Origin of the sequence: Actinocrispum sp. NPDC049592 (genome assembly GCF_040675465.1) — a bacterium.
In the GTDB taxonomy this organism is placed as follows: domain Bacteria; phylum Actinomycetota; class Actinomycetes; order Mycobacteriales; family Pseudonocardiaceae; genus Kibdelosporangium.
Genome location: NZ_JBFAPA010000012.1, coordinates 41,401 through 55,590, shown reverse-complemented (window position 1 = coordinate 55,590; position 14,190 = coordinate 41,401). Strand labels below are relative to the sequence as shown.

Annotated in this window: 11 protein-coding genes; 7 read left to right on the top strand and 4 right to left on the bottom strand. The window is 69.0% G+C overall.

What is annotated here, in order from left to right; genetic code table 11:
• Positions 1 to 9: 9 nt before the first annotated feature.
• Genes cysD through AB0J95_RS27980 form a run of 4 tightly spaced genes read left to right on the top strand, consistent with a single transcriptional unit; the run spans position 10 to position 3,767 of the window.
• Positions 10 to 924: a sulfate adenylyltransferase subunit CysD gene (gene cysD, locus AB0J95_RS27995; RefSeq protein ID WP_364763916.1), complete on the top strand. Its 915-nt coding sequence runs from the start codon at positions 10 to 12 to the stop codon at positions 922 to 924.
• Positions 924 to 2,183, top strand: coding sequence for a GTP-binding protein (locus AB0J95_RS27990; RefSeq protein WP_364763913.1), 1,260 nt, complete (start codon positions 924 to 926; stop codon positions 2,181 to 2,183). Before cysD ends, AB0J95_RS27990 begins: the two co-directional genes overlap by 1 nt.
• On the top strand, positions 2,180 to 2,911 hold the full coding sequence (locus tag AB0J95_RS27985) for an ABC transporter ATP-binding protein (RefSeq protein WP_364763910.1): 732 nt from the start codon (positions 2,180 to 2,182) through the stop codon (positions 2,909 to 2,911). The genes AB0J95_RS27990 and AB0J95_RS27985 overlap by 4 nt, the downstream gene beginning before the upstream one ends.
• The gene (locus AB0J95_RS27980; protein ID WP_364763907.1) at positions 2,904 to 3,767 is read left to right on the top strand and encodes an ABC transporter permease; all 864 of its coding nucleotides are present in this window, start codon (positions 2,904 to 2,906) and stop codon (positions 3,765 to 3,767) included. Before AB0J95_RS27985 ends, AB0J95_RS27980 begins: the two co-directional genes overlap by 8 nt.
• Before the next feature lie 37 nt (positions 3,768 to 3,804).
• Here AB0J95_RS27980 and AB0J95_RS27975 read toward each other — a convergent pair whose 3' ends face one another.
• Both AB0J95_RS27975 and AB0J95_RS27970 read right to left on the bottom strand, forming a co-directional pair.
• Positions 3,805 to 5,955: a WD40 repeat domain-containing protein gene (locus AB0J95_RS27975; protein WP_364763904.1), complete on the bottom strand. Its 2,151-nt coding sequence runs from the start codon at positions 5,953 to 5,955 to the stop codon at positions 3,805 to 3,807.
• 17 nt (positions 5,956 to 5,972) lie between these two features.
• Positions 5,973 to 7,139 (bottom strand): amidohydrolase family protein, encoded by a 1,167-nt coding sequence (locus AB0J95_RS27970; RefSeq protein ID WP_364763902.1) that lies wholly within the window; start codon positions 7,137 to 7,139, stop codon positions 5,973 to 5,975.
• A gap of 112 nt (positions 7,140 to 7,251) precedes the next feature.
• On the opposite strand from AB0J95_RS27970, the gene acpA reads away from it, so the two are divergent.
• Together acpA and AB0J95_RS27960 are read left to right on the top strand one after the other, a co-directional pair.
• Positions 7,252 to 8,877, top strand: coding sequence for an acid phosphatase (gene acpA, locus AB0J95_RS27965; protein WP_364763900.1), 1,626 nt, complete (start codon positions 7,252 to 7,254; stop codon positions 8,875 to 8,877).
• Positions 8,874 to 9,911 carry an FAD-binding oxidoreductase gene (locus tag AB0J95_RS27960; RefSeq protein WP_364763898.1) on the top strand — a complete coding sequence of 346 codons (1,038 nt, stop codon included), beginning with the start codon at positions 8,874 to 8,876 and terminating at the stop codon, positions 9,909 to 9,911. Before acpA ends, AB0J95_RS27960 begins: the two co-directional genes overlap by 4 nt.
• On the opposite strand, the gene AB0J95_RS27955 is transcribed toward AB0J95_RS27960, so the two are convergent.
• Entirely contained in the window at positions 9,901 to 12,336 is a 2,436-nt protein-coding gene (locus AB0J95_RS27955) for a glycoside hydrolase family 31 protein (RefSeq protein ID WP_364763896.1), read from the bottom strand. The two genes, AB0J95_RS27960 and AB0J95_RS27955, sit on opposite strands and share 11 nt — an antisense overlap.
• Positions 12,337 to 12,446: 110 nt before the next feature.
• Entirely contained in the window at positions 12,447 to 13,268 is an 822-nt protein-coding gene (locus AB0J95_RS27950) for an AraC family transcriptional regulator (protein ID WP_364763894.1), read from the bottom strand.
• Positions 13,269 to 13,389: 121 nt separating this feature from the next.
• Between AB0J95_RS27950 and AB0J95_RS27945 the strand changes: the two genes are divergently transcribed.
• Positions 13,390 to 14,160, top strand: a complete 771-nt coding sequence (locus tag AB0J95_RS27945) for an MBL fold metallo-hydrolase (RefSeq protein WP_364763892.1) — start codon at positions 13,390 to 13,392, stop codon at positions 14,158 to 14,160.
• Positions 14,161 to 14,190: the final 30 nt, after the last annotated feature.

The window sequence follows — 14,190 nt, the reverse complement described above, 5'->3', positions numbered from 1 at the left end:
GGATGCGGGATGCCTGTTACGACTGTACAGACTGCGATGGGCAAGCTGGACGCACTGGAGTCCGAGGCGATCCACATCGTCAGGGAGGTGGCCGGCGAGTTCGACCGGCCGGTGCTGTTGTTCTCCGGCGGCAAGGACTCGACGGTCCTGCTGCACGTTGCGGTGAAGGCCTTCTGGCCCGGCCGCATACCGTTCGGACTGTTGCACGTGGACACCGGGCACAACTTCCCCGAGGTGATCTACTTCCGGGACCGGACGGTCGAGCGCCACGGGCTGCGGCTGGTGGTCGCGAACGTGCAGGACTGGATCGACGACGGGCGGATGAGCGAGCGGCCGGACGGCACCCGCAACCCGTTGCAGACCATCCCGTTGCTGCACTCGATCACCACGAACGGGTTCGACGCCGTGTTCGGCGGCGCTCGGCGCGACGAGGAACGCGCCCGGGCCAAGGAGCGGATCTTCAGTGTCCGCAACGGTTTCGGCCAGTGGGAGCCGCGCAGGCAGCGCCCGGAGCTGTGGAACATCTACAACGGCAAGCACAAGCGCGGTGAGCACGTGCGGGTGTTCCCGTTGTCCAACTGGACCGAGCTCGATGTCTGGCACTACATCGAGCGGGAGGGGATCGACCTGCCGTCGATCTACTTCGCCCACCCGCGCGACGTGTTCCGCCGCGACGGGATGTTGATGACGGCCGGCCCGTGGGGCGGTCCACGCGAGGGCGAGGAGGTGCTCAGTGCCACCGTGCGCTACCGGACCGTCGGCGACGGTTCGTGCACCGGGGCGGTCGAGTCGGCGGCGGCGACCGTGCCCGAGGTGATCGCCGAGATCACTGCCAGCAGGCTGACCGAACGGGGTGAGTCGCGTGCGGACGACCGGTTGTCCGAGGCGGCCATGGAGGACCGGAAAAGGGAGGGCTACTTCTGATGAGCAGTCGAATCGGCACTGGACTGTTGCGGCTGGTGACCGCTGGGAGCGTGGACGACGGCAAGTCCACTCTGGTCGGACGGCTGCTGTACGACACGAAGTCGGTGCTCGCCGACCAGCTCGACGCCGTGCACCGGGCCAGCGAGCACCGCGGTCTGTCCACTCCGGACCTCGCGCTGCTGGTCGACGGCCTGCGCTCGGAACGCGAGCAGGGCATCACCATCGATGTGGCCTACCGTTACTTCGCCACTCCTGAGCGGTCTTTCGTCCTGGCGGACACTCCCGGGCACGTCCAGTACACGCGCAACACAGTCACCGGCGCGTCGACCGCGCAGCTCGCGATCGTCCTGGTCGACGCGCGCAAGGGCGTGCTGGAACAGACCCGGCGGCATGCGGCCGTGCTCGCGCTGCTCGGCGTGCCACGGATCGTCCTGACGGTCAACAAGATCGACCTCGTCGGCTTCGAGGAGACCGTGTTCTCCGTGATCGCCAAGGAGTTCCTGGACCATGCCACCGGTCTGGGCTACTCGGAGGACGACGTCCTGGCGATCCCAGTGTCCGCTTTGGACGGTGACAACGTGGTCACCCCGTCGCTCCGGACGCCGTGGTACTCCGGGCCGACGTTGTTGCGGTACCTGGAGACCGTGCCGGTGGACGCCGAGTCCGGCCATGGCCCGCTGCGGTTCCCGGTGCAGTACGTGATCCGCATCCCGGACTACCGTGGCTACGCCGGGCAGATCGCCGCCGGCAGGGTCACGGTCGGCGACGAGGTCGTCGTCCTGCCTTCGCAGCGGCGCAGCCGGGTCACCGGGATCGAGACGATGGACGGCTCGCTTTCCGTTGCCGGCACTGGACGTTCGGTCACGCTGCTGCTGGCCGACGACATCGACATCACCCGCGGCGACATGCTCGTGGCCGCGGACAGCCTGCCGGAGCTGACCGACTCGTTCGAGGCGACGTTGTGCTGGCTGGGCGACCGGCCGCTGTCCTCCGGTGATCGCGTGCAGGTCAAGCACGGCACCCGCACGGTGACCGGGCTCGTGACGGACCTGCTGTCCCGGTTCGACGAACAGTCCTTGTCTCATGTGGAGAGTCCGAACTTCCTGTCGCTGAACGAGATCGGCCGGGTCCGGCTGCGCGTGGCGGAGCCGTTGCCGACGGACTCCTACCGGGCCAGCCGTCCGACGGGATCGTTCGTCGTGATCGACCCGGCCGACGGCGGCACCCTGGCCGCGGGGTTGATCGGGGCAGGCAGATGAGGACGCCCGCGGTCGCCCTGTCCGGCGTGGGCAAGACCTTCCGTCCCGACGTGACCGCACTGTCCGGTGTGGACCTGTCGGTCGCGCCCGGCGAGTTCGTCTGCCTGGTCGGCGCTTCCGGCTGCGGCAAGTCGACGCTGCTGAACCTCGTGGCGGGCCTGGACGATCCGACGGCCGGGCGGGTCGAGCTGAACTCTGGCCGCCCGGCGGTGATGTTCCAGGAGGCGGCCCTGCTGCCGTGGCTGACCGCGGCGCGCAACGTCGAACTGGCGCTGCGGCTGGCCGGGGTCGGCCGGGTGGCGCGCCGCCACCGGACGATCGAACTGCTGGACCTGGTGCGGCTGGGCGGATCGGCGCGCAAGCGTCCCCACGAGCTGTCCGGCGGCATGCGCCAGCGAGTCGCCCTGGCCCGCGCTCTGGCCTGCACCGGTCCCGGGGCTTCGTTGCTGCTGATGGACGAGCCGTTCTCGGCGCTCGACGCGATCACCCGGGACATGTTGCAGGGCGAGCTGTTGCGGATCTGGCGGAGCACCGGCTGCGCGGTGCTGTTCGTGACGCACGATGTCCGCGAGGCCGTCCGATTGGGACAACGCGTTGTCCTGCTGTCCTCCCGTCCCGGCCGTGTGGTGCGGGAATGGAGCGTCGATGGCCTGACCGTCGTGGGGGCGGCCAGGACCACCGACGAGATCAACATCCAGCTCCGCGAGGTGATCTCCCAGCATGCCTGAAGCCCTGCTCGAAGCCCCGGACGAGGTGGTCGGCGCCGGCCTGGACGCACTCGAACTGCCCGTCGCCGCTCCTCGCCGCCGATCCGTCCTGCGCCTGGTCCTGCCACCGTTGGCCGCCATCGCTCTGCTCATCGCCGTGTGGCAGGCGTTGTGGGCGGCCGCTTTCTGGCCGGAGTACCAACTCCCCGCGCCACTCGATGTCGGAAAGGAGCTGTGGAGCCAGATCGTCTCGGGCGACGTGTGGTCGATCATCTGGACATCCGTGCACCGGGCCGTTCTCGGCTTCGTCACCGGAGTCCTGATCGCCACCCCGGCGGGCCTGGTCATCGCCAAGGTCTCGTGGTTGCGGTCGGCACTGGGACCATTGCTGTCCGGGCTGCAGAGTTTGCCTTCTGTGGCCTGGGTTCCCGCGGCGGTCCTGTGGTTCGGGATCACGCCCTCGGCGATCTACTTCATCGTCCTGCTGGGCTCGGTCCCGTCCGTCACGACCGGCCTGATCTCCGGCATCGACCAGATCCCGCCCATCCTGCCGCGGGTGGCCAAGGTGCTGGGTGCGGGCCGGTTCGCAACGGCCTGGCACATTCTCCTACCGGCCGCGTTGCCCGGCTATCTCGCCGGGCTGAAACAGGGCTGGGCCTTCTCCTGGCGTTCCCTGATGGCCGCCGAGATCATCGCCACCTCGCCGCAGCTCGGCGTCGGCCTGGGCGCGTATCTCGACCAGGGCCGGAACTTCAATGACATGCCCACTGTCATCGCCGCGATCGCCCTGATTCTGCTGGTGGGCATGGGAATCGAGCTGCTCGCGTTCCGGCCCGTGGAGAAGGCGGTGCTGCGCGCCCGGGGTCTGCGGGTCTGAGCGCGAGCCGAGGCGGACGCCCTGATCGGGCGCGAGATCAGGGTGCCGTCTCCCAGAACCGGACGATGTTGTCACGGCCCTGGCCCGCCAGCAGGGATCCGTCCGGGGCGAAGGCCAGGGCGTCGACGCTGGCGTCGAACATCTGCAGGCGTGCGCCGGTGGTGGTGTCCCAGAGGCGGACGGTGCCGTCGCCGCCGCTGGACGCGAGCAGGGTGGCGTCGTCGGACCAGGCGACCTGCCAGACGTCGTTGTCGTGCCGTTCGGCGGACTCGGCGATGAGCGAACCCTTCCGCCAGAACTGGATCAGGCCGTCGTCATCGCCCGTGGCCAGAATGCCCGAGAGCGAGAACGAGGCCGCCACGGGACAGGCGCGGCCGGGCAGCTCGACGGACCGCAACCCGCCGGTCTTCGAGTCCCACCAGGTGATCTCGCCGATTCCGCAGGCCACCATCGTCCTGCCATCGGGCGAGAACAGCACGCGGGTCAGCCAGCCCTCGCGGCGGGCCGACGCGATCAGCGCTCCGGATCGGGTGTGCCACAACCGGATCTCGTGCGGGCTCACCGCGCCCAGGAGACTGCCGTCGGGGGACAGGGCGTGGTCCTCGATGTCCTCGCCGCCCACCCGGAACGCGCCCACCCGTTGTCCATCCGGGACAGTCCACACCGTGACGGTGTCACCCTGTGTCACAGCCAGATCGCCGCCGTCGGCCGAGAAGACCAGCGAGCCGACGATCTCCACGTCGAACGGTTCACGCAGGGCGTCACCGGTGTCGGCGGCCCACAGCCACAGGTTGTGGTCCATGTCGTTGGTCGCGAGCAGGCATCCGTTGGGGGAGAACGCGGCCTCCTCGAACGGCTCGATCGCCTTGGCGTCGATGACGTGATTTTTGCCGACATCCCACCAACGTACGACGCCGTCCTCCGACGCGGACATGAACATGCTGCTGTCCAGGGAGAACGCGATCGCGGCGATGTCCTCGTCGTGCGCGGGCAACTCGATCACGTCAGGGAGTGTAGGACGGATGGTGCGCCACAGTTTCACGGTGTGGTCGCGGCACCTGGTGGCCAGCAGGCCACCGTCCGGAGCGAACGCGATGCCGTCCATGTCGCCGGGGACCGGTTCCTGGAGCGGATCACCCGTCCGCGGATCCCAGAGCCGGGCGGTGCCATCGCAGGACGCGAGCATTGTGCCGTCCGGCGACCATGACAGTTGCCAGATGGTGTTGTGATGCTTGGCGGTGGCGGCCCGGATGCGTCGCCGGTCGGCCACCGACCAGAACTGGATCGTGCCGTCCCAGCAGCCGGTGGCGATGACGGTTCCGTCGGGGGAGAAGGCCATGCTCGAGGGATGGCCGGGAACCTCGATGCTGGTCGTCCCCAAGGCGAGTTCGTCCCCGCAGGTGGCCATCAGATCGCCGCTGAACACCACCCGCATCGGTTGCGGCACATAATGTTCGGCGACGACCGCGGCAGAGCTGGTGTCCCAGACCATGGCCGACTGGTCCTGGGTGACGAACGCGGCGAGCCGCCCATCGGACGACAGGGCCGCGTCGACGATCATGTCGTCCGTGGCCAGAACGGCGATCGGCTGCCCATCCGGGATCCGGACCACGTGCAGGTCGCTCTCGTTGTTGATGGCCACAACCTTGCCGTCGGCCGAGAACGCCAGCGTCCCCAAGGCACCGACCCGGAACGGCGAGCGGATCTGCGAGCCGGTCGCCGCGTCCCAGATCCACAGCATGCGATCGCCGCCGTTGAACACGATCAGGCTGCCGTCCGGCGTCACACCCGCATCGGAGAACGGATCGCCGCTCCGCGAGCGCACCGGCTCACCGGAGACCGGGTCCCACCAGCGAACCACACCGTCCACACTGGCCGTGACGAACTGCGTGCCGACGAACCCCATCACGGCGACCCGCGAGGAGTGCGGGCCGAAGGTGTGGACCAGTTCCGGCACAGTTCCCGGCGGCAACCGGTCCTGCACGTATTTCACCCCGGCCGGGGTGAGGTAGAGCTCGCGGTGCTGGTTCTCGGTGAGCAGGCCCAGTTCCTTGCCGCGGTCGACGATCGCGTCGCCGTCTTCCTGGCTCAGCTCAAGGTAGTGGTAGCAGGTGGCCCGCCACCGTCCCCGCGTAGTGACCCCAGGGCCCAAGGACGTGTAGAGCCAGTGCAGGAACTCGTCGATCACGAACGAAAGCGTAGCCGTCAGGCCAGGACCGCTGAACCCATCGCATAGACGGCCCGGGGGCGTTGCAGCGCGGCCGGATCCGCCAGCGGGTCACCGTCCACAACGAGCACGTCGGCGTCGAACCCCGCCGCCAGACGGCCTTTCCGGTGTGCGAGCCCGACGACGTCCGCGGCCACAGAGGTCATCGTGCGCACGGCGTCCAGCGGGGACATGCCCATGGCCAGCAGGTCCGTGGTGGCACGAGGAAGGACGTTGTGCGGCTTGACCGGCCCGATCCCGGCGTCCGTCCCGGCCACGATGACGGCACCGGCCTCGTACAACCGCCGGCTGGTCTGCTGGAACATCGCCATCCTGGCCAGGATGGCCGGCGGTGGCGGGGTGCCGTCGCCGGGGACGAAGCCGATGGTGGCGCCGACCGCGATCCGCCGGAACGCGATCTCCTTGATCAGGTCCGGCCGGTCGTCGATGCCGTCCGCGGTCCAGAACGACACGTGTTCCATGCCGTCGACCCCGGCCTCGATCGCGTCGGCGATGGCCTGCGACCCGTGCGCGTGCGCGGTGACCGGCAGGCCGTGCCGATGCGCCTCCTCGGTCGCCGCCCGCAGGTCCAGCGCGGTGAACTGCGAGTCCTCCTGCCGGGTGCCGGGGGTGAGGGTGCCGCCACTGGCCATGATCTTGATGACGTCACAGCCGCGTTCGACGTGTTCCCGCACCGCGGCCCGCACGTCCTGCGTGACCCCGCCGAGGTAGTGGCAGTGCCCGCCCGGCGTGGTGATCGGCGGTCCGGCGGCGACGATCGTCGGCAGGCCCGGCCGGTCCCGCAGCTGCAGCGACAGGTAGTCGCGGTCGCCGAGGTCGCGGATGGTCGTGATGCCGGCCCGCACCGCCAGCCGCGCGGCCTGGTCCATGGCCGCAAGCGCTTCACTGTCGTCGCGAGCCGCGAGCGCGCCCACACAGTCAGGGCTGGCGTCGAATGCCAGGTGGACGTGGGTGTCGATCAGGCCGGGCAGCAGGGTCGTGCCGGGCAGGTCGATGACGTCCGCCCCGGCGGGAACGGTGCCGATCGAGGCGATTTTGGTTCCGTCGAGCACGACGACCGCGTCGGAACGGTGGGTGGTGCCGTCGAACAGCCACTGGCCCCGCAGTGCGGTGAGCCGTGGCCGGGGAGTGACTGTGCTGGTCATGGCGTTGAGACTCGTCGTCGCGCGGGCCTCGCACATCGGTGCTTGTACGGATACGTACTACGGACTTGTGGTTCGTAGGGCGCCGGACAAGGCTGTCTGCCGGAGGTGCGAGATGCGGATTCTGACGCAAGCCTTGATCGTCCCCTTTGTCCTGGTCGCCGGTGCTGTCCCCGCCGTCGCCCACCCGGACCGGGGCATTGACCACATCGTCGTGATCTACGAGGAGAACCACAGCTTCGACAACCTCTTCGGCGGCTGGGAACGGGTGGACGGCCTGCGCGGCGCCCATCCACAGACCCAGGTCGCCCCGGACGGCACGCCGCTGTCCTGCCTGCCACAGAACGACGTCAACCTCACCTCGCCGCCGCTGCCGGTGACCTGCACGGGCCCGATCAGCTCCGCGTTCGCGAACCGGCCGTTCAAGATCGACAGCTACATCGACGCGGCCGACAAGACCTGCCCGAAGCCGGGCCAGTTCGCCGCGAACGGCATCCCGAAGGGCGAGGGCCTGCCCGGCGGCTGCACGCGGGACATGGTGCACCGGTTCTACAACGAGCAGTACCAGATCAACCACGGCGCCATGAACCGCTACGTCGCCGGTAGCGACGCCGTCGGCCTGACCATGGGTTACTACGACACGCGCGGGCTGCCGATCTACGAGTTCCTGCACGGCAAGCACGCGCCGAACTACGCCATCGCGGACCGGTTCTTCCAGGGCGCGTTCGGCGGGTCGTTCCTCAACCACCAGTGGCTGATCACCCCGCACACCCCGACCTGGCCGGGCGCGGTCACCTCGGGACCCGATGACCTGCACTCCGTCGTCGGACCGGATGGCTTCCCCGCGGGCACGCCGCTGCACCCTGCCACCCCGGGTACGGCAGACCGTGCGTTGACCCAGGCTGCTAACGCCGACGGCAGTTGCGTCGTGCCGACGGGTGTGGCGGCACCTCCGCGCGGTACGGCGTGTGGTGACTACGCCATCAACACCATCCAACCGCCGTACCAGCCGTACGCGCCTGGCACTGCTGTGTCACGACGGCTGCCCCCGCAGACCACGCCGACCATTGGTGATCGTCTGTCGGCCGCGCACATCGACTGGGCCTGGTACTCCGGCGGCTGGGACAACGCCAACGGCAACGTCGGTGGCCCTGGCTGGACCAACGGCACTACCCCCGGTACCTGTACCAGCCCCCGTACGGCCACGGGTGCCGTGTACCCGAACTGCCCGGACGCGACGTTCCAGTACCACCACCAGCCGTTCAACTACTACGCGTCGTTCGCACCCGGTACCGCCGCGCGCTCGGCACACCTGCGGGACGAGGTGGAGTTCATTGCCGCGGCGAAGGCCGGGAAGCTGAAGCCGGTCAGCTTCATCAAGCCGGTCGGCGAGGAGAACGAGCACCCCGGGTACGCCAGCGAGGACGCGGGCAGCCGGCACCTGGTCGACCTGCTCCAGGCCGTGCTGAAGGGCCCGGACGCGGCGCACACGATGATCATCGTGACCTACGACGAGTTCGGCGGGCAGTGGGACCACGTGCCACCGCCGCGCGTGGACAAGTGGGGACCGGGCACCCGGATCCCGGCGTTCGTGATCTCCCCGCAGCTGTCCCGTCCGTTCACGGTGGACCACACACCGCGGGACACCACGTCGATCATGGCGACCATCGAACACCGGTTCCACCTGGCACCGTTGGGCTCCCGCGATGCCCGTGAGGCCGATCTGTTGCACCTCCGATGAGAGTCGCGGTCGTGGGCGGTGGCGTGCTCGGCATGTCCATCGCCCACCACCTCGCGCGGCGCGGAGCCGGGGTCGTGCTGGCCACAGAGAACACCTTGGCCAGCGAGGCGTCCGGGCGGTCACTGTCCTGGCTGAACTCCTGGGCGGTGCGATCCCCTTGGTACCACGAGCTTCGGCTGGAGGGGATCGCCCGATACCGGGCGCTGCAGCCGGTTGTCGGCAAGCAGTGGCTGCGGTTCGACGGCGGCCTGGCGTGGGGCGACACCGACGAGATCTATGCGCACCACCAAGCGATCGGGTATCCGACCTCGCGGGTCCCGTCGGCCAGTGGAGTCGTGGTGCCGCCCGGCGGCGCCTTGTACAACCCGCTGGAGGGATGGGTCGATCTGCCGTCGCTGATCGCCTATCTGCGCGGGCAGTTCTCCGGCCGGATCGTCGAACAGGCCGGTCCGGTCAGGCTTGCCACCGAAGGTTCCCGGGTGACCGGGATCCACGCCTTCTCGCAGTTCTACGGGGCGGATGTCGTCGTGCTCGCCACCGGTGCCTCGGTCCCCGTCGCGCTGGGCGAGTTCGGCCTGTCCATCGGCGCGGCGACCGCACCGGCCGTCCTCGTGCACACCGCGCCCGTGCGGACCGGCCTTGAGGTCGTGGTCAACACGCCCGAGATCTCGCTGCGGCCCACCCCCAACGGCGGCCTCGCGCTCGGAGCTGCCTGGGCCGAGAAAGAGGTCCATGCCGACGGCTCCGTCGATTCGTCCACAGTGGACAAAATGCTGGCCGCCGCCCGCGCGGTGCTGAGCGGCCACCCGGAGTTGTCCGCGTCCTTCGTCGGCGCCGGCCTCAAACCCATCCCGGCCGACGACGAGCCGGTCCTCGGCCCGGTGCCGTCGGTTGACCGGCTCTACGTCGCCTTCACCCACAGCGGCGCCACGCTCGCCTTGATCATCGGCGAACTCGTCGCCGGCGAGATCCTCACCGGCAAAGCCGATCCCCGGTTGGCGCGCTACCGGGTGGACCGGTTCGTCACCACCTGATCGTCACGGTGGTGACGCCGAGGCGGGGCTTGAGCTTGAGCAGGGTCCCGCCGAAGGGGGCGGGTTTTGTGGTCCATCCGGTGGGTTTGTCGGTCAGCTGCGCGGTTTCCGCGGTGGGACGGCCGTCGATGAGGACCTGTTTGGGGTTGGTCTGGGTGAGCAGGAGCTGGGTTTCCTGTGGGGCGCCGGTGAGGAGGATGGTGGAGGTGTTGTTCGTCGTGGCCGCGAGGAGAGTGCCGCCGGTGGGGCTGGTGGCGATGGTGTGGCCAGCGGCGGGTGCGTAGGTCCAGCCGGTGCGGTCTTGGCGGTCCAGATCGTTGAGGTTCCACGGTTGCGGCCAGACGCCGTCGATCCTTTGGTTGAAGCCGATGGCCGCGCCGGCGCGGAGGTAGAGCGGGAAGTCGTCCAGTGTGGACTGTTTGACGAGGTGCGTGCCGCCGTTCTGGACCTGGCCGGTGTAGAGGTCGATCCATTGGCCCTGGGGCAGATAGACGTCGACCGGGGTGGGCTGGCCTGCCGCGGCGTCGGTTTCGTTGCGGTCCGCGGAGACCGGGACGGCCAGCAGGTCCGCGCCGATGAGCATGTGCTGGTCGGCGGTCCAGGCCTGTTCGTCGCCCGGGTAGTTGTAGGCCATCGGGCGCACGATCGGCTCACCGGTGCGGGCCGAGTGCTGGGCGAGTCCGTAGAGGTACGGGAACAGCGCGTAGTGCAGGAGAACGTTGCTACGGAACCGCTCCACGGTCTTGTCGTCGTACAACCACGGCGTGGCATTGCGTCCGGCGCCGCCGACCTCGAACACCGGTGACACCGCGGAGAACTGGCTCCAGCGGGTGAACAGCGTCGGGCTGGGCGCGCCGGAACCGCCGCCGTTGAACCCACCCGTGTCGGTGCCCCAGGCGGGATGCCCGGACAGCCAGGAGTTGAGCCCACGCCGGACGGACAGCCGGAACCCGTCGTAGGTCGCCTGCGGGTCGCCGCCCCAGACTCCGTTCACAATGGACGGCAACCCGGTGTAGCCGCCGCGCCAGAGCGTGGTGAACTCGTTGCCGTACAGCTTGCGCAGAACGTCCGTTGTGGACTTCGCGTAGCGCACCGGGTTGGTGTTCATCAGCTCGGTGCCCGGACCGGCCGCGAACGTCGCGTCCTCCAGTTCGAACTCCTCGCCGCGGTCGCCCTTGACCATGTCGATGCCCAGTGAGAACAGCTTCTCCAGCTTGGCCTCGAAGTGTGCGCGGGTGGCCGGGTTGGTCAGGTCGAGCTGCAGCGGGTCGGTGGTCCGGCTGGTCTGGATGAACGATCCCGGCGGGTAGTCGGTCTTGGGGCATGGCCGTTCGGCGGCGACTTCCCGGACGTGCGGGGAGACCCAGATCCCCAGGTGAACGCCCTTCGACCGCAGATCGGCCACCATCTGCCTGGGATCGGGGAACTGCACGGGATCGAACTCCAGGGTGCCATTGCAGGCGTACCGGCTGTTCTGGCTCTCGTTCGGCAGCTTGGTCGAGGTCTCCCAGGGGTTGTCGATCCATTCGGTGGCCATCGGGATGCCCCGGTTGAGCATCTGCCGCACGTCGTCGACGACCGTCGCCTGGTCCTTGACCGTGTCCCGCCAGTGGGTCAACGCGAACTGGCGGGTGGGCGGAAGCGTTGGCAGCCCGGCCTTCGCGCTGTACGCACGGACCACTTCGGACGGTCCGCCCGCGTAGATCTCGTAGTCGAGCTTGTTGGTCTTGAAGCAGAGCTGCGTCCGGTCCGGTTGTCCTAACTGGACCGGGCAGGGCTCAGGAGCAGGTGCGCAGCTCGGCGGGTCGTCGACCGCGTTCGGGAACGCGATGCGGCCGATGGCCTCCGTGTCCGGGAACACCGCGTACCGGTGCGAGCTCAGGAAGAACGGGCTGGGCGCGCCCGACTTGTTGCACCGGCCCAGCGCGGACGCGCCGGTGAAGTAGGCCTTGTTGAGCAGGACCCGGTGCCGCAGGTCGGTGAAGATGAAGTTCGAGCCACCGCCCAGGAAGTGCTCGCTGTCGTCGCCGGTGAGCGTCTCGTACACCTGCGCCACATCAAGGGCCGGAGTCAGCCGCCACTCCACCCGGATCCGTCGCGGTGTCGCCCGGACCGTCACCTGGGCCGTGCGGGCCGGTTCGTCGGTCGCGACCGTGTAGACCGTCGAGCCGCGATCATGGTTGGTGCGCAACAGGTTCGTCAGCCGATGCGTCGTGCCGTCCCGCAACGCGTACGCCATCCGCCCGCCGGGCCCGGCCGCGGCGCCGGTCTGGCCGGTCAGCTCCCGGTCGCCGTCGAGGAACTGAAGCCGGAACGGTGCGTGCTCGACCTGCCAGTGCAGCCCAGCAACCGTCGCCCCGGCCGCGGCCGGCACGCCAAGGGCCAGCAGCGCGACCGCCGTGACCATCCGACCCCATCGCCCCATGACCGACCTCCCTGTCGACGCCCAGGCACCATACCCATCCGATGTCTCGGGGCGAAAGGTCCGAAGAAACAAAATGTATTCGTTTACATCCACGAACACATCCAAGGGGTTCAACGCATACTGTCGCGGAAGGCGCCGGGCGTGGTGGCGGTGTGCCGGGCGAAGAACTTGCCGAAGTTGGTCGGTTCGGTGAAGCCGAGCTGGCGGGCGATCCTGGCGATCGGGGCGTCGGTGTGCGCGAGCAGGCGTTTCGCTTGCAGGATCACGCGTTCGTCGATGAGCTGCTTGACCGGGTGCCCGGTCGCGTCGAGACAGGCGCGGGTCAACGTGCGAACCGTGTAACCCAGTCGCGCGGCGTAGTCCTCGGCGCGCCGAGTGGTGAGGTAGGAACGCTCCAGCTCGGCCAGGAACCGCGTGTAGACCTCGTTGCCCGACCCGGAGTCGTCGTGCGGCAGCCGGTCGATCTCCACCAGCAGTGCGCCGAGCAGGAACTGGAGGATCTCGCGCGAGACGTCGGTGCGCTGGTACTCCGCGATCAGCTGGCTGAACAGCAGGTCGATCGCGGGACCGACCGCGTCCCACCGGGTCAGGCCACGCGCGGCGGTGAGCAGCCGGTCGGCGGTGCCGAACCGCGGCGGGAACGCGGCGGTGAACACCATCATCGGGGCGTCCAGCTGGGTGTCCGCCTCGAACCGCTGGACCTGACCGGGCCGGATCCACAGCAAGGTGCCGGGGGAGCAGGGGTAGGTCACGAAGTCGACGGTGTGCTCGCCGCGGCCGGCGCGCACGAGGGCGATCGAGTGGAAGTCGGTGCGGTGCGGGTGCAGCGCCCAGCCGGTCGGCACGCGCCGGGACACCGCCGCGATGGACATCGCCTCGAAGTCCAGGCCAGGGCCGCGCAGCGGGGCGAAGCCGACCGCGGGAATGCTCATGTACACCTGTCCACATGTCCGAAAATGACCATTGACGGACCTCAGCGTACCTCGATCAGCAGCCAGATCCGCACGATCCTGTGGTGGTCAAGACCGCAACCAACCATAAGGGGTGAGTCCCATGCGGGGCGCGATCACCGTGATCGACAAGGGCGCCGTGAAGGTGCACAGCTACATGTCACCGGCGGACAGCCTGAACGTGACCACCCAGCTCATCGAAACGCCCGGCCGGGTGATCGCCGTGGACGGGCAGTACGCGCTGGCCTACGCCGACGAGGCGGCGGAGTACGCCAGGAGCCTCGGCAAACCGCTGGACCGGCTGATCGTCAGTCACGCTCATCCGGACCACTTCCACGGCGCCGGCCGGTTCGGCGTGCCGATCCACTCGCTGGCCGTGGTGCACGACCAGATCAAGGCCCAGGGTGACGGCCAAGACCCCAGCGGCGTAGTCATCCCCGCCGACTCGTTCCTTCCGACGGTCACTGTTGAGCCAGGGACTGAGGTCATCGACGGCGTGACGTTCGTGTTCGAGGCGGTGCGTGGCGGCGAGGCCGCGGACGAGCTGGTGATCCGGCTGCCCGAGCAGGGCGTCCTGGTTGCCCAGGACCTGGTCTACCACCGCACTCACCTGTTCATGGGCAACAACGACATCAAGGGCTGGCTGGCGGCGGTGGACAAGTTCGCCGCCGAAACCGGCTACGACACCATCCTCGCCGGGCACGGCCTGCCCGCCGACCGCGGTGTGCTGGCCGAGCTGACCGAGTACCTCACCGCCGCGCACGAACTGCTCGGCGACGACGGCGAGGCCTACAAGAAGGCCATCCTGCAACGGTTCCCGGCCTACGGCGGCGAGTTCCTGATCGACATCGGCAACGGGTACCTGTTCGGCTGAGGTGAAGGGCGGCGGGTCCGTCCCGCCGCC